The 20,631-nt window shown below is 31.4% G+C and carries 12 protein-coding genes; 4 read left to right on the forward strand and 8 right to left on the reverse strand.

Translation table 11 applies throughout. The annotated features are described in order from the left end of the window. Nucleotides 1–38: 38 nt before the first annotated feature. Nucleotides 39–6,110, reverse strand: coding sequence for an alpha-2-macroglobulin (locus ABHQ57_RS06275; protein WP_389862824.1), 6,072 nt, complete (start codon nucleotides 6,108–6,110; stop codon nucleotides 39–41). Nucleotides 6,111–6,307: 197 nt separating this feature from the next. Between ABHQ57_RS06275 and murC the strand changes: the two genes are divergently transcribed. Next, nucleotides 6,308–7,663, forward strand: coding sequence for a UDP-N-acetylmuramate--L-alanine ligase (murC, locus tag ABHQ57_RS06280; RefSeq protein WP_389863178.1), 1,356 nt, complete (start codon nucleotides 6,308–6,310; stop codon nucleotides 7,661–7,663). Here the strand turns inward: murC and ABHQ57_RS06285 are convergent. The 7 genes from ABHQ57_RS06285 to trkA all read right to left on the reverse strand — a co-directional run bounded on the left by ABHQ57_RS06285 (nucleotide 7,644) and on the right by trkA (nucleotide 17,746). Continuing rightward, nucleotides 7,644–8,711: a nucleotidyltransferase family protein gene (locus ABHQ57_RS06285; protein ID WP_073181457.1), complete on the reverse strand. Its 1,068-nt coding sequence runs from the start codon at nucleotides 8,709–8,711 to the stop codon at nucleotides 7,644–7,646. The two genes, murC and ABHQ57_RS06285, sit on opposite strands and share 20 nt — an antisense overlap. Then, nucleotides 8,701–9,822 (reverse strand): hypothetical protein, encoded by a 1,122-nt coding sequence (locus ABHQ57_RS06290; protein ID WP_167713411.1) that lies wholly within the window; start codon nucleotides 9,820–9,822, stop codon nucleotides 8,701–8,703. The genes ABHQ57_RS06285 and ABHQ57_RS06290 overlap by 11 nt, the downstream gene beginning before the upstream one ends. A gap of 63 nt (nucleotides 9,823–9,885) precedes the next feature. Continuing rightward, complete coding sequence (locus ABHQ57_RS06295) at nucleotides 9,886–10,068, reverse strand: hypothetical protein (RefSeq protein WP_167713412.1); 183 nt, start codon at nucleotides 10,066–10,068, stop codon at nucleotides 9,886–9,888. A 23-nt stretch (nucleotides 10,069–10,091) separates the two neighbouring features. Then, nucleotides 10,092–13,835: a T9SS type A sorting domain-containing protein gene (locus tag ABHQ57_RS06300; protein ID WP_167713414.1), complete on the reverse strand. Its 3,744-nt coding sequence runs from the start codon at nucleotides 13,833–13,835 to the stop codon at nucleotides 10,092–10,094. Between the two features lie 193 nt (nucleotides 13,836–14,028). Then, nucleotides 14,029–14,619 (reverse strand): phage tail protein, encoded by a 591-nt coding sequence (locus ABHQ57_RS06305; RefSeq protein WP_047789854.1) that lies wholly within the window; start codon nucleotides 14,617–14,619, stop codon nucleotides 14,029–14,031. Nucleotides 14,620–14,900: 281 nt separating this feature from the next. Then, entirely contained in the window at nucleotides 14,901–16,400 is a 1,500-nt protein-coding gene (locus ABHQ57_RS06310) for a TrkH family potassium uptake protein (protein ID WP_159613088.1), read from the reverse strand. Then, entirely contained in the window at nucleotides 16,400–17,746 is a 1,347-nt protein-coding gene (trkA, locus tag ABHQ57_RS06315) for a Trk system potassium transporter TrkA (protein ID WP_047789852.1), read from the reverse strand. Before trkA ends, ABHQ57_RS06310 begins: the two co-directional genes overlap by 1 nt. 165 nt (nucleotides 17,747–17,911) lie before the next feature. Between trkA and radC the strand changes: the two genes are divergently transcribed. From radC to ABHQ57_RS06330, 3 genes are read left to right on the forward strand one after another with little or no spacing between them, the layout of a single operon-like run. After that, nucleotides 17,912–18,598 (forward strand): DNA repair protein RadC, encoded by a 687-nt coding sequence (radC, locus tag ABHQ57_RS06320; RefSeq protein WP_073181449.1) that lies wholly within the window; start codon nucleotides 17,912–17,914, stop codon nucleotides 18,596–18,598. Between the two features lie 26 nt (nucleotides 18,599–18,624). Next, on the forward strand, nucleotides 18,625–19,932 hold the full coding sequence (locus ABHQ57_RS06325) for a polysaccharide deacetylase family protein (protein ID WP_047789850.1): 1,308 nt from the start codon (nucleotides 18,625–18,627) through the stop codon (nucleotides 19,930–19,932). Nucleotides 19,933–19,937: 5 nt separating this feature from the next. Next, nucleotides 19,938–20,612: a YjjG family noncanonical pyrimidine nucleotidase gene (locus ABHQ57_RS06330; protein WP_073181445.1), complete on the forward strand. Its 675-nt coding sequence runs from the start codon at nucleotides 19,938–19,940 to the stop codon at nucleotides 20,610–20,612. Nucleotides 20,613–20,631: the final 19 nt, after the last annotated feature.

Consider the following 20,631-nt stretch of genomic DNA (forward strand, 5'->3'; position numbering starts at 1 on the left):
TTTAATTTAGTGTTTTGTGAATGCTAAGATAAATTATTTTACTTAATTAGTAACCTTTCTCCTTTTGAATGACTACTAAACTCGGGAGCATACATACTTTGAATAGTTGTGATTCCGTTACTAAAGTTTCCTGCATTATTTACACGAACATCATACTCAAATACATATACTCCTTTAGGTAAACGATTGAAAAAGAAATTTGTTGCAGCATCTTTTGTACTTTCATAATACCCTAAACCATCTTGCCATTTGTATTGTGATAATACGTTAATAGGTTCAAATCCGCTTGCTCTCATATCTTTCATGTGTACAAATTCCATATCTCTATCAGAACGGAGTTCAATTCTAACAGTCATTAAATCTCCTACATTTAATTGTGTATTTTCTGTAATTTCTTGAAGTTGTTTACCCACATTAGTATTTACTTTTTTAAATAGTTTTTTCTTTAACTGTAAAGGTGTTTTAGCAGAGGTAATTTTATCTAAATCTTCAAAATATTGCCAATACAATCCACCCCAAGCAGTACCTTTTCCTTTTTTAGTAATGCTAACTGTACTCATATTAGGAGTGATTTCAGAACCATTCCAAGAGGTTTTAAAATAACCAGTACCCGCTTCAACTTTTGTGTCTTCTAATTTAGAAGGATTGATTGTTTTCTCTCCAATTGTTACATCCACTATATCAGTTACCGAAATCCAATCACTACCTTGTAATAATAATGCATATACAGCTTCAGTAGTTGCTTTGGTAGTTTTCCAACGATTGGTTTGTTTATTTTTTAGTAACCATATTTTTAGATTATCAACAGTTTGAATATCATTTTCAATTTCTGAAAAAGCTTCAATTAACAACGATTGGGTTTCAATAGGGGCTTGGTGCCAGTACCAACTCGGTTGATTTTCTTTCCAATACATTCCTAATTCATCAGAAGTAATACTGTTTTCTCTTAAAGATTTTAAAACTTTATTAGCAACTAATATATTATCGTTTCTAAACTGTATTAGGGCAATTTGTCCTTTTCCGTATAAACTAAACTCTTTCCAGTAAGTTGCTGTTTGATTTTTGTAGTATTCAGTAGCGGTTTTAGTTGTACTATTAACATTGATATCTTTATAAAAAGAACGCATGTATAAATATTGAATAATAAAGTAGTTTAGGTGGTTTTTTTCCAAATACTTAGTGTATTCTTTTTGTCCTTTTTCAGCTTTAATACGTTCAGCACTTTCTAATAACTTCTTGTAGGTATGTTCAACTTCAGTATCTAAAAAGTGGATAGCATCCACAAGCATTTTCTGTAAAGAATTATCTTTATTATCAATACCTAATTTTTGTAAATGTCCAAAACCAGTAGCAATATGATTCGTGATATAAACATTAGGATTATCATTCCCTTTAAACCAAGGGAACCCTCCATTGTTTAATTGCATTTGCAATAGTTTATTAATAGCGTTTTGTTGCTCGTTTTTCATTTTGTTTAAATCAAATAACAAAGCAATACGCTTTTTTTGTTCAGTCTCTGATTGAGCATCACGTAACCAAGGAGTCTCTTGGATAATCAATGATTTTAACTCTTGATTCTTTTCTAAGTTACTCAATAAAGCATCTGAAGATTTCCAAGCATTGAACACCTCTTGTATTCTTGGATTTGAATTTGCAATATGACTAGCGAGTGTGTTTGCATAATAACGAGCAAATGTTTGTTCACTACACTCGTACGGGTATTCCATTAAATAGGGTAAAGCCTGTACAGCGTACCAAGCAGGATTAGAAGTTACTTCTAACGTTAATTTATGGTGGCTGAGCGTAGTCGAAGTTTGATTTTTAAGCTTATCTAATGTGAATGTTTTGGTTTGATTTGAACGAACCCACATAGGTAGTGTTTCTGTAACTAACATTCTGTTTGATAAAACAGGCAATACATTTTGTTCTCCATCAGAAAAATCCCCTGCCTTGGCAATTACTTTATATTGAATTGCTTGATAAGTATCAGGAATTGATAAGTTCCAAGATACATTCGTGTTTCCGTTAGAATTAACACTGAAAGACTGGTTTTTAGAAGAATTACTTAACAGGTTGATTTCTTTTCCGGTAATAGCATCAGTTAATATAAGTTGTGCTGTACCTTCTAAGTTTTTATCAGAAATATTAGCAATTTTAGTACTGAATGTAATTTGATCACCTTCTCTTAAGAATCTAGGAGCATTAGGCATTACCATTAACTCTTTTTGAGTAACAGTAGTTAATGTTTTGGTAGCAGATTGCAATTCTTTTGTGTGTGCTAATAGCTGCAATTTCCATCGTGTTAAAGCCTCTGGAGTGGTGAAGCTAAAGGTGATATTTCCTTCTTTATCGGTTTGTAAATGAGGATAGAAAAAAGCAGTTTCTTGAAGATTTTTACGAATTTGAACTCCATCTAAAGAAACGTTTTCTTGTTTAGATTCTTTTTTAGCGTATCCCGTCATAACTGAATCATTTGCCAAATCAGCTTCTTGAGCATCTAAAAGTTCTTTCTCTTCAACAATTATTTCTCTTTCTGGAGAAGGTTGCATTTTAGCACTCATAGCTAAGCCTCTTAAACGAATATTTCTATTTATTCCGAAGTAAAACCCAAACCAATTCAATTGGTCATATCGTTGAGTTTTAAAAGATGATGGATAAGTATTGTTAAAAACTCTGAAACGTTCATTACCAAAACTTTGATATGCATTAGCGTTACCGCTATAAGAGTAATATGTAGAAGTAGAGATAGGTGAAAACTCCCAGTTATGAGGTTTAAATTCATCTAAAGAAGCATCGTACATACTTGCAAGCATCTCTGCTGCTACTTTGTTGTTTTTATCGTTTTTAATGGTAAAACTCCACGTTTCTTGAGTTCCAGGTTGTAATTTATCTCTAAACGTATTGGTTTCTATAGTAATGTTATCTTGTTCATTTGGAACAGAAATAGGAATGATTCCACTTACAAAACTATTGTAATTCACAAAGTAATATTTGATAACAAACCCACCAACATCTTGTTTCGTAACAGGAACTTCAATTGTTTTGATTTTGTTATTTAAATGAATAAGCTCTGTGTTTACGATGGTATGATTCTTTTCTATTTGAACTATAACCGTAACATCTTTTGAAGCAGAACCAATTTGTAACTTAGCAATGTCATTTGGCTTATAAGTTGTTTTATTTGTGTTATACGTGAACAACTGATTGTCGGTTACACTTTTTTCTTTGTTATCAATTATTGTAAAAAGAGCTTTGTCTGTAACATCTTGTCCAAACTTATCTTTAGAACTTAATACGGTTATGTATTTACCAGAAGCCCATTTTTTATAGTTATTAAGTATAATTTGTTTAGATTCTTCTGTATTGAAATTTTGCTCAAATACTAATTTTTCTTTTTTCCAATTATGAGGATTTTGTTCTTCCGAAGTGTAAGCTTCATGAGGAAATAAGTTTCTAAAATCACTTTCTGAAATGTCTTGATAATCTGGAGTATTCCAAGATCTTTTACGTAACGGATTTTTAGGAGCTTGTAATTTGTATATTTTAATGCTTCCTTTAGCAGGTGCAAATTCCCCGTTTAAATTTTTACTTGATATTTCAATTGTTGTTTCCTTGTCCGATTTATGTATTGTAGAAGGAATTTGTAAAGTAGCAAGTAATGCATGATACCCAACTTTTACAATAGAGGTTGCTGAGCGAGTTTCTCCATTAACATCGGTAACATCAGCTGTGATTTCATATTCAAAAACAGGTAAGTTTTCTTTGTTCACACTTTCATCGGGTAAAGCTTTGAAAGTAATTGAAAAGTTACCTTGTGCATCAGTTGTTAATTCACCGTGTGTAATTTCTTGTGCCTCTGAAGTAAACTGAGGTTTACGCCAGTACCACCAAATAGGGTATTGTACTTTACGATGCACGCGATATACTACTTTAGCATCTGTGATAGTTGAACCAGCAAAAGCTTTTGCAAATCCGTTTACTGTAATGCTGTCATGTAACTTATAGGTTTTTGTTACAGGTTTAAATTCTGTTTTAAACTTAGGACGCTTATATTCTTCTACTTGAAAAGGGAAAAAGTTTAGTTGATTTTCTACACTAGTTCTAATAGAAAATTCGCCAGTTACCCCATTGTTGGGAATAACAAATGTTCCAGAAAAAGAACCAAAATCATTAGTTTTTAATTTTAGGTCTGTAACATTATTTCTAGAGGCATCGACAACTTTTATATTTACATCTTTATTAGATAAAGCATTAGAGTTGTTTTTAGAAAATTTTATAGAAATTCCTTTAAAGTATACAGTTTGTCCTGGTCGATAAATGCTTCTATCAGTAAAAATAAAAGATTTAATATTTATACGATTATCATTTGTAGTTGGAGAGGCTTGTTTTTGATATTTATTCAGGTAATAGTTACCAAAAACTGCTGAATCGTTTTTGTGAGTTACAGTAACGTACACATTACCATAACTAGCATCACTTTTAAAAGAAGCAAATCCGTTTTTATCAGTTGTTAGTTTTTTATGAATCGATTTTCCATACCTATGTTGCTTGTTTTGTAATAATAATTCAGCGTCTTTAACAGGCTTTCCAGTATTTCTATCAACAACTTGGTAGGTTTTTACACCATCATTATTGTTTTCAACCAAAACTAAATTGGTTGCTTGTAAATGAGCAGTAGCATATAAGTCTTCAGAGTTAAAAGTAGCATTTTGGTGAGCTACAATTAAATAATTTCCTTGAGTTAATTCGGGAACTATTACTTCAGTCGTGTGTAATAAATAATCTTTTTCGTTACGTAAGTTACTATTCCATGAAGTAGCTTTTGCAAGCTTTTTTATAAAGTTAAAACGTTCTTCTTCTTTGTAAATTTTTTGAAGCTCTTCTAATTGTTTATGATCAATTTTATAAGCAGAAAAGTACAGTTTATCGATATTGTTATAAGTAACTAGTAACCTAGAGTGAGATTGGATGGGTACAAATTTTTCAGAAAGAATACTGAGTGATGTAGCTGTGATTTGTTGTTGTAAAGCTTCACATTTTTCAGCAGCTAAACTTTTAGGAAACTGCTTAATGACCTTTTTACAGATAGCAAGTGCTTCTTTGTTTTTAAAACGAAAGTCTTCGTTTTTTTTAGTTTTATAAGATCCAGATTGCTGATTATAAATTCTAGCTATTTCATAACTATATAATCCAGAAACTTCATTGTTCTTGTAATTATTAACTGATGTTTTTAGTGTTTGTAATAATAACTCTTGTTTGTTATTTAAGGTTATATGCTGCTTAACAAACTGTAATCGTTGAATGTCAGCATCCACAACCGCATTAAGATTCTTGTTTTTTAAATGAAAGTTAATGAGTTTTTGATAGATTTTTAAGGCACTAAACTGCAATGATAAATCATCTTTTGTAGTAAGGTTTAAAGCAGAAAACTTATCAGCTTCACTTAAGTATAAAGCGTTATCAATTTTAAATTGATAAGTAGGCTTTGTGATGTTAGTTTCTGTGGTTTTATAAAACTCTAAGGCATTGTGCGCTAAAAAATCAAATAGGGTAGGGCGGTATTTTTTAGAGTCTTTTTCAGATTGAATAATATCTTTAAAGGTATAAATATCTGTTTTTTGTAGTGCAGATTCATTTTCTAAAGAATTTTGATAGTGACAATGAATTTCAGCAAACAACGTATTTAAGTCCCATGTTCTAAAATCATTTCCATCTACTTTTTCTTGTGTTTGGGTACGATTGTAAAATTTCCATCTATTTTGATTAAAATACTGCCAGTATAAGTTAGCTAATACATTTTCTAATACATTTTTCGTCGGAAAATTATGTTGATTAATTTGTTGTTTAAACTCATCAATAATTTTTAATTGTGCATTTTCTTCTAAAGTTAGAGCGTATTTACTTTTATAAAACAATGATTTTATAACTTGAGGAGCATTGTTACTTTTTTCAGCCTTATCGTAAATAGTGTTTACTATTTTTAAAGCAGATTTAGGTAGGTTTTCAGCTTCAAACTCGTGCACCTTTTCCCATAGGTTGGCATAGTTTTCTTGGGCGTGTGCTAAGGTTGAAAATAAAATCATTAGTAAAATAGGGGTTATTCTTTTCATTTATCTATATTTTTTGATGCTAATCGTAAATTTATATGAACAAAACACTTAAAAACAGTAGTTTTTTACAAGTTAAAGTTTGTAAAGATACTATTTGAGTGAGTTAACATAGCTATTTAATGAGTTTCGATTTAAAGATACTTAAAATTCTCGCTTGGTTTTGTATTTTTGACGCTTACATTACAGATAACAACACTATGAAAATTCACTTTATAGCTATCGGAGGTAGCGCAATGCATAACCTAGCAATCGCATTACAACAAAAAGGATACCAAATAACAGGAAGTGATGATACAATTCATGACCCGTCAAAAACTCGTTTAGCAAATAAAGGTTTATTACCGAATGAGTTTGGTTGGTTTCCAGAAAAAATAACCGCTGATTTAGATGCTGTAATTTTAGGAATGCACGCAAAAAAAGACAACCCAGAGTTATTAAAAGCGCAAGAACTTGGAGTGAAAATTTATTCATATCCAGAATTCTTATATGAGCAGTCTAAAGATAAAACTCGTGTGGTTATAGGTGGTTCTCATGGAAAAACAACGATTACTTCTATGATTTTACATGTGTTGAATTATCATGATAGGGAAGTAGATTACATGGTAGGGGCTCAGTTAGATGGTTTTGATACAATGGTACATTTAACCAAAGAAAATGAGTTTATTGTTCTGGAAGGTGATGAGTATTTAAGTTCTCCTATAGATATGCGCCCGAAGTTTCATTTGTACAAACCGAATATTGCATTGTTAAGTGGAATTGCTTGGGATCATATCAATGTGTTCCCAACGTTTGAAAACTATGTTGAACAGTTTTCAATTTTTACAGATTCTTTAACGAATGGTGGAATTATGGTGTATAATGAGGAAGATGCGATTTTAAAAGAAGTTGTAGAAAGTTCTAATCACCCGATAAAAAAATATCCTTATAAAACCCCAGATTATTTTATTGATAATGGAATTACTTATTTGGAAACTGAAGAAGGAGATTTACCGTTAGAAATTTTTGGAGAACATAACTTACAAAATTTGGCAGGAGCAAAGTGGATTTGTCAACACATGGGAATTGATGAAGATGAGTTTTATGAAGCGATAGCAAGCTTTAAAGGTGCAAGTAAACGTTTGGAAAAGATTGCTGAAAATTCTTCAACAGTTGTGTTTAAAGATTTTGCACATTCACCATCTAAAGTAGCGGCTACGACAGCAGCGGTTAAAGATCAATACTCAAATAGAACTTTGTTAGCATGTTTAGAGTTGCATACTTATTCGAGCTTAAATGCTGAGTTTTTATCGGAGTATAAAGGAGCTTTAGATAAAGCAGACAAAGCAGTAGTATTTTATTCTCCCCATGCTGTAAAAATTAAACAGTTAGATGAAGTTTCTGAAGAACAAATAGCTAAAGCGTTTGAACGAGATGATTTGATTATATATACGAATCCACAAGAGTTTAAAGACTTCTTATTTAGTAAAAATCTTGAAAATACTGCTTTGTTACTAATGAGTTCTGGTAATTATGGCGGTTTAGACTTTGATGAGGTTAGGGATTTGGTTGATTAAAAAATTTATCAAACAGATATTTCCTATATTCTTTTACATAAAAAGACTTTAAAATAATAGAAAAACGGTGTTTGTATAAAAAGTATAATTCCCATTTTCTTTTATTATGAGTGCTTTTTTTAGGGGTATTCATAAAGAAAATCACTTTTTTGATGTATTTCTCAGATTTATGAGTTTTGTTATATTCTAATGATTGAGGAGAGTTAAATATGTAGTTAGTAGCTGCGAGAAAGTTTTTTAAATAACTGGACTCTGAATGATCAAAATTGTTTAAAACGGTTTTTACAGAGGTTTTTTTAGATAACCTATAAAGGTCATAAGAGTTTCTTAAAGAGATAGTTTTAGTCCATTGTCCCTTGTCGTTGACTTGCTTGTTAAAACTAGTTAAGAGAACTTGGTTCCCATAAGAAAGAACGGTGGTCTTATTAGCTAGTTTATTTACACTTTTTTCAATAAAATTAAAGTCAAACCCTTTCTCATTAGAAATCATTTTGTAATGAACTTCAATTGCAGCAATTTTACCTTTCTTAGTTATTTTTGGATAGTGTCTATTTAAGACTGTATTATCTATATAGTGGGGAGTTTTTTCTATATATCCGTTTTTTTTAAGAAGGTTGACAGTGGAGTGAAAGCTTTTAGGGTTTACCAAAAAATCAATATCTCCCACCATACGTTCAGCAATATCTTCATATAACCCTTCAAGTAAATTACCAGTTCCTTTTAAAAAAATAGGAGTGATATTATTTGAGAGCAAAAGCTCGTTGATTTCTTTAGCTTCAGCTATAATATGTTCATTTCGTTTTCTGTTTAGACCAGTAATGTGTTGCATGTACTCTACTAAATCAGTTGGTAAATAGTGTAAGAAGTCAGCTCGTTTTAAATTACAATATAAAGCAGGAAACACATATTGAGCTGTACTTACTTTAACTATAGTGTTCCAATCAACCGTATTGTTTTTTATTTTTTCTTCAACCAGTTTACAATTGTCTCTTTCATGAGTGATTGTTAAACATTTTGCAACAAATAAAAGGGTTTCTTTATAATTCATCAGCAAAGATATTTTTGACAGTAGTAATCATTTTTTGATTATCAGAATAGGTTAATTGATAGCATGGTAGCTTTTCAAACCAATCCAAGAAAAGCTCTGCATTTTGAGATATTGGAGACAACCAAGAATCAGGAACTAACTGTTCAAAGGCTGTAATATTTGAAATTTTATCAATGATTAAACCACTGTTTTTTTGATACTTAATAAAAATTAAAGCTTTGCAAGGTAACTTTAAAGAGTAATCATGATTATTTGTAGGCAGATAACGAACAATTTTATTTAGTCTTTTAAAATGATATTCGGCGGATGTTTTTAGCTCAGGATATATTGGAAGTAAGGTTTCTAGACTATTCTTCTTGATAGATATAGCAGAAGGAAAACTGTGTACATTTAAAGAGTTGTCAACAGGTACAAAATCATCGGCTAAACAAGCAAAACCATTGGCTTGTAATAATGCTAAAGATGTACTTTTTCCATTTCCAGAGTCTCCTAAAAATAAAATAGAATTATTGTTATTGCTAACTGCTGAAGCATGAAAAACACCTATCCATTCATCTTCATTTTTTTTATAGATTTTTTGTACTAATTCCATAGAAAATTTGCCCTGAAAATAATGCACTTCTCTCAAGCTCCAAGTATCAATAACAATATCATCTACGGAGAGAGAAATGCTATTGTCATTACTAAAGATTTCAAATTTATGATTGATATTTTTAGTTTCTTCAGTTTCTAAATGAGCAAACTTTGGATGAATTAGAGAAGTTTCTATGTCAGAAGCATACTTCACTTCTAAAATTATATCCTTTATTTTATAATATTTTATTGAAGCAAAAGATGTTGGTTTAACTACAGGATGAGCTTTGCTTTTATTGTTAGTTTCTTTTGAAGAGATAAGTAAAGTCTCAATATCTATAACTAAACTGAACGCTTCTTTATAAGTAATATCAACTTGCTTAGTAATCTGAGTAGTTATCTCTTGCTTATCAACGTTTTGATCTAAAAGAGAGAGTATTTCAGCCACAAGAGGATCTACAACAAGATATTCATTGTTATCTTGAAACCAAACAATACTTTTATTATCTATATTTCGTTTAATTATTTTATTTATCATGATTGACTAAAGATAAAAAACCTCGATAATTTTATCGAGGTTTTTTGGATGAAGTTTTTAAGATTAAAATCCACTACCAGGATTTTCTGGGGCGCTTTGTGCTTGTGCTTTTTGAGGATTTAAAATCATGTAAGTTCCTAAAGCCGTTAAAGCAGCATATTTACTATAACCGCCAATTTTTTTTAGAGCTTCTTTGCGAGTGATATTTTTAGAATTTGTATCAGTCTTTTTTATGTTTTTCTTCATAATTACTTGATTTTATAGCTAGCTTATTTTAAGATTATTTTTTTAGTGATTTCTCCTAATTCAGAATTTAACTTTACAATATATACACCACTAGATACCTCAGGAAGGCTTACTTTACTTACTCCGTTAGAGTTTATGTTTTGATTTAAAATTTCTTTCCCTAAGATTGAGTAAACAACTATATTGGCTTTAGTTTGCAATCCTACAATGGTAACTTCATTATTAGAAGAACTATATATACTAATATTATCTAATGAAGGGGTAACAGAAGGTGTTTCAAGTTTTTTAGAGCTAGTATGCAAATAGAATTGACCAATACCGTTTGTATCATTCGTAAGAGTTATAGTATAATTATCTTCAGATAAATTGGTAAAAACTCTATTTGTTCTATCTTCTAAGTATACTTTAAGATTAGCTGGTAGATTTTTAGAAATAGTTGAAAAAGTTATTTTTTCACCTGCTTTTCCTTTAATACCTACAGGAACAATCATATTTTCATGATTAGAGTTTGGTAATGTTTGAATAGCTAATTGTTTTCCTTGGTTATTAGTTATTAGCTCAGTAAAAACAGCTAAGTTAGAAGTATCTTCCCCAAACATTTTTGAGTCATAACTTCTATCATATCCTGTAGTCTTTCCTGAAACATAAAAGATATCTGTAGATCTTTTAACATCGTTATTGTCAATAGATAATTCAATTGAAGGAATAGGTTCCTGTCTCATGAATGTATCTGAATTTTGATGACTTTGGTTGGCTGAACTAAAGATAACATTATTGTTTACCGCAGCTTCTACAAAGAAAGCTTGCCCCGGAGCAATTTCAATTGGATTGATAGCGTTTTTGGTTATGTATTGAGTTCCATTCCACAACCAAATAGTTTCGCTGGTAAGTACAGCAGAATTAGCAGCTGTAAAACTAGCAGAATTAATGTATGATGTATACGGATTTCCTACAAGGTTGTAATTAGTTCTACTACCTGTAGAAATAGCTTTAGTAATATTAGAAGTATTAGCTGTTCCACTGATTGAAACTTCTCCAGGAGTAGCTAATTTAATAGAAACACCTATTCCATTAGTAATGGTTCCTGTATTACCACTTTGAACATATAACCATGCAGGGCCAGTAATATTGCTATAAGGAGCAAGTCCTAAATTACCACCAGTACCAGAAGCCAAGGTATGATTAGCAATAATATCTTCTAAAGTTTCACCAGCAACAGGGGGTGATACTAAATACCAGTTTGTAGTTGGTAAATTTCTTTTATAAGTAACGGTACCAGTAACAGTACTTTGAGGTATAAAAGAAGCCCCATTACTAATTGTTAGAGAATTAAAAGTAATAGCAGATGAAGCTGTTGGATAATTTGTTAATCCTGATGGAATAATAATATCAGAATTTGTTGATGGAACACTATTAGAATCCCAGTTTGAAGCTGTATTCCAATCATTATCACTAGCTCCTGTCCAAGTAATAGTTTGTACTCCTACAAGAACACCATCTGTATTTCCAACACTATTTAAAGTTAAGTTAGCGTCATTAGTGGCGGCGTCTTTTAAAGTACCTCCGTTAGCAGTTAAAGTAGAAATCGTTATACCATCAGTGTCTAAATCACCTGATTGTACTGTGTATCTAAAGACTATAGCACTTGTTCCACTACCACTGATGTAAGTTGCTTGACGTATAGTAGCCCCAATAGTAATAGCGACTTGAGGAATTCCTCCAGTAGTACTGATTGTAATATTTTCATTAAAATTAACAGTAAAATCCAGATTATTACCTGCTATATAAGTAGCATTTGAAGGCACATTAACACTTGTTACAATAGGAGCAATTGTATCTACTAATATAGCGGTTGTACTTCCAACACTATTTAAAGTTAAGTTAGCGTCATTAGTAGCGGTGTCTTTTAGAGTACCACCGTTAGCAGTTAAAGAAGAAACCATTATACCGTCAGTATCTAAATCACCTGACTGTACAGTATATCTAAACAGTAAAGCACTTGTTCCGCTTCCACTGATGTAAGTTGCTTGACGAGTAGTTGCTCCTACTGTAATACTTAATTGAGGAGTTCCTCCAGTAGTACTGATTATAATATTTTCATTAAAGTTAACGGTAAAATCTAGATTATTACCTGTAACATAAGTAGCGTTTGAAGGCACATTAACACTTGTTATAATGGGAGCAACTGTGTCCACTAATACAGCGGTTGTGTTTCCAACACTATTTAAAATTAGATTAGCATCATTAGTAGCGACGTCTTTTAAAGTACCACCATTTATAGCTAATGTACCAATAGCAATACCATCAGAATCTAAATCACCTGATTGTATAGTATATCTAAACAGTAAAGCACTTGTTCCGCTTCCACTTATGTAGGTTGCTTGACGAGTAGTTGCTCCTACTGTAATACTTAATTGAGGAGTTCCTCCAGTAGTGTTTACGATTACGTTTTCATTGAAGTTAATAGTAAAATCTAAGTTTTGACCTGATATGTAAGTGGCGTTTGCAGGTACATTAACATTTGTTACAGTAGGGGCGACTGCATCTACTAATACACCAGTAGTTGCCCCCACATTATTTAATGTTAGATTAGCATCTTTTCCTCCAGAATCTTTCAAAGTACTGCCATTAGCAGCTAAAGAGCCAACAGCAATACCATCAGTATCAAGATCCCCTGAAAGAACCGTATGTCTAAAAACCAAAGCACTTGTTCCACTACCGCTAATGTAGGTTGCTTGGCGTATGGTAGCTCCAATGGTAATAGCTATTTGCGGTATTCCTCCTGTAGTATTTACAGTTACATCCTCGTCAAAGTTTACGGTAAAATCTAAATTTTGTCCTGTTACGTAAGTTGCATTGGTAGGTACACTCACACTAGAAACAGCAGGTGCAACTGCACTTGAAATCACAGTTGTTGTGTTATCCGTATCATCAACAGTACCATCATTAATAACTACTGTAAAAGTGGTCGTTTCTGTTGTTGATGTTCTATTGTCTGTTGGATTAAACGATAAAGCTCTTAGTTTTGATTGTAGGTCTGCGGGAGTAGTACTTGAAATTGTATAAGGACCAGAACCAATAAGGCCGGTACCTGTTAATGTTCCTTTTGCATTATTATCTAATGTAATGGTAGCAGATAAGTTATCTCCATCTGCATCTGTAGTTGTGATACTTGAAAAAGGAGAAAGAGTACTATTATCATTTACACTTTGACCAGCGGTTGTTCCTCCAATTACAGGTGCTGTATTGGAAAAAGCAGATGTAACTACCATACCATCTATTGAAAATCCCCCAAAAATAGGAGTAGCAGGTGTTATAACTATTTCGTCAATATCTGAAAAAGAACCTGTAGTAGGTGAAGCTAAGTTTATATTTATAGCAGAGTTATGAGCAGGGTCTACTAAGACAAGTGTACCAACTGTTGCACCATCTTTTTTACCAATGAATGTGAAATCAAGTGTGCTACCACCTATAGCTTGTTGGTAAGCAAATTGCATTGATGTAATACCTATTTCCCCACCACTATCTGTTGATAGTGTTCCAGAACTAACAGAAAAAGTACCGTTTCCTGCCCAAGCTAATACAGCATCCGAGGCTCCACCAATTGCATCAGTACCTACTCCGTTCCCATTTGTGGCAAAGGCAAGAACAATGTTGCCACTAGATGTACTAGAGATATCAAAGCTATTTAATAGAGAATTAACTGATTGATCAGCACTAGGATTTGTACCAGTTGCTAAAACCACAGTTGATGAACCAAATTCCATAGTACTAGGGGTCTGAGCGTTCAATTGCTTATTAGAAAAAATAAGCACAAAATAAACAAGTATATTCAATAAGAATTTAAAGTAATGATGTTTCATTTTTATTTAGTATATGATTGGTTAAATAATTTTACAGATAAAACTCTAATGATTTTCACTAGAGTTTTATTTTATCAAATGAATTATAGCAAATAAGTTAATTTCTAGAAGGAAAAACACCTACCAAAGCAATAATATAATTAACAGCTAAGTAAGGTTGTACATTAGTATGTGGTAGGTTTCCACCTGTATTAAGTATATTCAAACCAGCATTAGCACTAATAGTTTGTCCATTAACAGTATTGTTAGCTGGTCCATAAGCATTTACAGGTGTGGCACTAATACCAGATCCAAAACTTGCTCCAGCAGGAACATCTCCTGCCTGAGGAGTACTACGAATACCAGCATCAGCACTTAATTGAATATGTTGGTCAGCAGCTGTATTGTTTTGAGTTGCATGATTATGACTTGGCATTTGAGTAATGTTTAAGGTAACCGTTTCTACCCCTCCTCTTTGACCCAATCTATAATCACTTAAGCCAGGGCCATTTCTAGGGCCTATTGGAGCTCTACCTCTTAAATCGGGTAAAGCAAAAGTTGTTCTTCCGTCTCCTCCGTACGTGGTTCCTAAAATTGAAAATAAAGCAGAGTTTTGTGAAATTGCCAGTAATTGTCCATCGCAAAATGCCCAACCTCTTGGAGCAAAGTTTCCTCCGAACATCGTAATTTGACCTAAAAATGGTTCCATAAATAAAAAGTTTAGTAGTTAATGTTAAGAACAACAATTTAGTAAAAAAAACAATATGCTTTGTGTAACTGTTTAATTATTTGTTGGTTATAGTTTTTTGTTACAAGTGTGTAAAATTGCTAAATGTTGAATATTTGTTTTCTATAAACCAAATATAAAAACAAACCGCACTAAACTTTAATTCTATTGTTTAAGCGTATTCGATTAATATGCAAACGTGTACTTTTAAGGTATATACGTATAAGTAGAGATGTTTTTTATAGGTAAGTTTATTACTTAAGTTAGTTTTTTCTCCAGAAAAAAGGAGTTAATAAAATTAACACAGTAAATAGCTCTAGACGACCAATTAACATTAGAAAAGAGCAAAACCATTTAGCACCTGCTGATAAATGGTTAAAATTGTCTACAGGACTAACACTTCCAATAGCAGGTCCGATATTACCCAATGAAGAAGCGCATGCTCCTAAAGCAGACTTTATATCTAAACCTAAAAGGGCTAGAACAACAGTACCAATTATAAAAATTAGCATGTAGAGTACAAAAAATGAAAGTATGTTGAATATAATTGTTTGATTAACTGCTTTTCCGTCATAACGAACAGGTATTATGGCATTTGGGTGTAATGATTTTTTAAATTCAAGAAAGCTATTCTTCAACAAGATAATGTGACGAACAATTTTCACTCCTCCAGATGTAGACCCTGCAGAACCTCCTAAAAAAAATAAAGAGAAAAATATTGCGGTAACAAAAAAGCTCCACATTGTAAAATCGGCAGTAACAAAACCAGTTGTGGTCACTACAGATATAACAGAGAATAAAGAATGTCTTATTGCACTTTCTACTTCACCCCATACTTTAGGATGTTCTATAGTAGTTTGTAGATTGGGATCTTGAAAAAAGATAATCATTAAAGCTACAATGGTAGCTATTCCAAGAATACCAAAAAGGTAGTATTTGAATTCTTCACTTTGTATAACTTTTCTAACTTTTCCTTTTAATGCAAAATAGGTGAGTACAAAATTAGTACCAGCAATAAACATGAAAAAGATGATAATGTACTGAATTAATGGAGCATTATTCCAATGAGCTACACTAGCATTTTTAGTAGAGAATCCACCCGTGCTTACGGTCGCCATAGCATGATTAATAGCATCAAACCAAGTCATTCCAGCTACTTTTAGTAGTAAAAATTCAATAGCAGTTAACAATACATAAATTAACCATAAGCGTTTTGCTGTATCAGTAATTCTTGGGTGTAGTTTATCAGCAGAAGGACCTGGGGCTTCAGCCATAAAAAGTTGCATACCTCCGATACCTAATAAAGGTAAAATAGCAATGGTAAGTACAATAATTCCCATGCCTCCAATCCAGTGTGTACAACTTCGCCAAAATAAAATACCCTTAGGCATAGATTCTATATCGGTTAAAATAGAGGAACCTGTGGTTGAGTAACCAGAAATTGTTTCAAAAAAAGCATTAGTTACGTTCGGTATACTTTCTGTGAGTAGATAGGGAAGCATTCCTGTGAACGATAAGGTAAGCCATCCTAAAGTAACAATAAGGTATCCCTCTTTTTTATGAATGTTTTTATTATCGGGTTTATTGAAAAAAAACAATAAAGAACCAATTGCTATCGTAATAATTCCGGCATTTAGAATTCCTAATTTAGCGGATTCGTTGTAATAAAAACTTATGGGTAAGGCAAGCCACATAAATAACCCATTCAGGATAGCTGTAACTCCTAAAAAACGATAGACTAATTTAAGATTAAGGTTTTCCATTACTTAAATAGGTCTTCTACGATATTTATAGCTTCAGGTAAGCAGAAAACAATGGCTCTATCACCGCTTTGCATTTGAAAATCACCAAAAGACATTAATGCTTCTCCATTTCTAATTACACCTCCAATAATGGCTTCTCTAGGAAAGCGTAATTCTCTAATGATTTTTTGAGTTACTTTAGCACCTGGATGTACTTCAAATTCAAAAACTTCAGCATCAACATTATGCAGATTAGCTAAGGCTACAATTTCCCCTTTTCTAATATGACGGAAAATATTACTTGCAGCAATTAATTTTTTATTAATTAACGTATCAATACCAATAGTTTGAGAAATGTTAATATAATCCATATTCTCTACTAAAGCTACTGTCTTTTTTACACCTTTGGATTTAGCTACTAAACAGGACATGATGTTGGTCTCAGAGTCTCCAGTAACAGCCACAAAAGCATCCATTTCTCTAATACTTTCTTCTTCCAGCAATTCTAAATCTCTACCATCACCGTAAATAACTAATGTATTACGTAAATCTTCTGCAAGTTGTAAGGCTTTGTCTTTATCTTTTTCAATTAGCTTTACTTTAAAATTATCTTTGCAGAGTTTTCTCGCTGTTTTTCTTCCAACACGGCTTCCTCCCAAGATCATTACATTTTTAATATCTATATATTCTTTTCCTATGATAGGGTATAGTTTATCAATACTATATTTTGGCACAGAAAAATATACTTGGTCGTTTATTTTATACTCAGTATCTCCACGAGGAATAATTGTTTGAGAGGTCCCTTCACGTTTTATAGCTATAGTAATGAAGTCTACTAAACAAAACTTCTCTTTAGTTTCTTTAACAGTAAGGTCTAAAATAGGAGATTTATAGCCAAGTGTAGTTCCCATGATATTAAAAACTCCATTTTCAAAGGCTACAGTATCGTTAAACGAAGATTGATTTAGTAGAGACTTAATTTCCTCCGCAGCTAATTCTTCTGGAGAGATCATAAAATCTACACCATAATCTTTAAAATTAATACAAGGGTTGTTTAAAAATTCAGGATTACTAATTCTAGCAATTGTTTTTTTAACACCTAATGCTTTACCTATTACAGAAATCGTAAAGTTTGTATTAGGACTTTCAGTAACTGCTAATAATAAATCGGCAGAGCTTACACCTATTTCTTTCAATAACTTTATAGAGGTAGCGTCTCCTTTTTTGGTGATAACATCTAAATGATTATTTAGATATTCTAATTTTTCACCATCAAAATCGACTACATATGTGTCTTGTGCTTCGTAAGAAAGGAGTTTAGCCAAATGAAAACCAACGTCTCCAGCCCCGGCTATAATAATCTTCATATTAAAAATTAAAAAAGATAGAATGCAAAGATACTGTGCTTCTTTTGGTTGTGCAAAAAATGAATTATATTTATAAATTTAAAAGAAAAAACAATTAAAGTTTTGTAATTAAACGACTACGTTTATTTACGTATTTATAAGACTGTGAAAAGGAAAAAAAATAATATGAATAAGATTTCTATTAAATCGTGGGCATTAGATGATAGACCAAGAGAAAAGTTAATGTCTAAAGGAAAAACAGTATTGTCAGATGCCGAATTAGTAGCTATTTTGATTGGCTCTGGAAATAGAGATGAAAGTGCAGTTGCTTTAGCAAAAAGAATATTATTATCAGTAAACAACGACTTAAATGCTTTAGCAAAATTATCTATAGAGGAGTTAATGAAATTTAAAGGAATAGGGGAGGCAAAAGCAATATCTGTGGTAACTGCTTTAGAGTTTGGTAAAAGAAGACAGTTTGTAGGAAGAGCAAGTGTGCCTAAAATAAAAAGTTCTATTGATGTAGCAAAAATTATGCAACCACTTATAGGTGATTTACAATACGAAGAATTTTGGGTATTATATCTTAATAACTCAAATAAAGTATTAGCAAAACACCAATTAAGTAAAGGAGGATTTACCGCTACTTTGGTAGATGTAAGATTGTTGTATAAGAGAGCCTTAGAGCTTTCTGCAATTGGAGTAATTGTTTGTCATAACCACCCTTCAGAAAAATTATCACCAAGTAAATCAGATATTGATATCACTAAAAAAATAAAGCAAGCAGGTGTTACCTTAGATATTAAATTACTAGATCACTTAATAGTTACTGAAAAAGCTTATTTTAGCTTTGCAGATGAAGGAATTTTATAGTCGTTTTACGATTCTAGTTACTATTTATGATACTTATTTATACCCATAAAGTTACTCCTAGAGTACGTTATATTTTTAAACATATATTTACTCGTATTTTACAAGTTCAGATTGATTTTACAGGGAAAGTAGAGGAATTTGTAGCTTATAATGGACCTAAGTTTTCATATACAAATGTTCCTTTAGGAAAAGAGTTTTTTGTTGAAAGTAATGAGTTGTTGTTTCAACAAGGTGTAAAGGATGTAGAAATAATTATTCAAAAATGGGATGAAGCTCCTTGTTTTTTTTCAACGGCTGAAACTTCTGAGATCCCATTTGATATTTTTGCTGCTAGTTTTTATTTAATATCAAGATATGAAGAATATTTACCGCATATTAAAGACGAGCATGGCCGTTTTTCGGTAAAAGAAAGTATAGCATATCAAAATGGGTTTTTAGAAAAGCCACTTGTTGATATATGGGCATATAAGTTTCTCGATACTTTAAAGCAAAAATTTCCTGATTTTAAACATACTACAAGAAAATATAAGTATATATCTACAATAGATGTGGATAATGCTTATGCATATAAGTATAAAAGTTTTATTAGGATATTGGGAGGTTTTTTAAAAGACATTTCTCAGTTTAAGATTTTTACAGTTTGGGATAGATTTGCTGTCTTTTTTAATATTAAAAAAGACCCATTTGATACCTTTAAAGAAATAATAGATATAAAGAAAACATATAACATAAGAACTATATTTTTCTTTTTAATAGGTGATTATACTACATTCGATACTAATGTTTCTGCTTCTAAAAGAAAATTTAAATTGTTAATAAAAGATATGGTTGATTACGCTCGTGTAGGCTTACATCCTTCTTATTACACCGTTAATAATGCGGCTATGTTAAAAAAGGAAAAAGAGCGTTTAGAAAACATAACTAATATGCCTATTAAGCGTTCAAGACAGCACTATTTAAGAGTGTCTTTACCAGAAACATATCAACAGTTAATAGATTTAGAGATAGATGAAGACTATTCAATGGGATATACAACACATGTTGGTTTTCGAGCAACTACATGTACACCTTTTCACTTTTACGATTTAGATTTTGAAATTCAAACACCATTAAAAATATTCCCATTTGCTTTGATGGATACAACGTTAAACGATTACATGAAGTTAACACCAAAACAGTCATTAGGAAAAATTAGAGATTTAAAAAATGAAGTAAAGGCGGTAAATGGTACTTTTATAACAGTATTTCATAATGAAAGTTTAAGTAATTATTTAAGATGGAGAGGCTGGAATAGATTATACAATTCAATGATAAAAATAGTAAGAAATACATAGATAATATGGATATAAAACATTTGTTTTTTGATTTAGATCATACATTATGGGACTTTGATAAAAACTCTAAACTAACCTTTAATCAAATTTTTAAAGAACAAAATATAACTATTCCAGTAGGTGATTTTTTAAAAGTTTATATGCCTTTGAACTTTAAGTTTTGGAAACTATACAGAGAAGATAAAATAGAAAAATCAGCTTTAAGGTATTATCGATTAAAAGAAACATTTGATAATTTAAATTATGAAGTTTCTGATGATTTAATAAACCAAATATCTAAAGATTACATAGAATATTTACCAAACTTTAACCACCTATTTGATAATACTAAAGAGGTACTAGAGTACTTAGAAAAGAAGTATGATTTACATATCATTACTAATGGTTTTGAAGAGGTGCAGAAATTAAAACTAAAAAAGTCAGGAATTAGTAATTTTTTTAAACAAGTAATCACATCTGAATGTGTTGGAGCTAAAAAACCTAATTCAAAGGTTTTTAAGTTTGCATTGGAAAAAGCCGGAGCTAAAGCAAAAGAGTCTGTTATGATAGGTGACAATTATGAGGCTGATATTATTGGTGCTCTAAATTCAGAAATGAAAGTAATTCACTTTTCAGAAGAAATAAAAAGTAAAGATGTCCAACAAATAACTTCATTAATTGAATTAAAAAAATATTTATAAATGAATAATATTCTGAAAA

The organism is Tenacibaculum sp. ZH5_bin.1 (genome assembly GCF_042865525.1).
Classification (GTDB): Bacteria; Bacteroidota; Bacteroidia; order Flavobacteriales; family Flavobacteriaceae; genus Polaribacter; species Polaribacter mesophilus.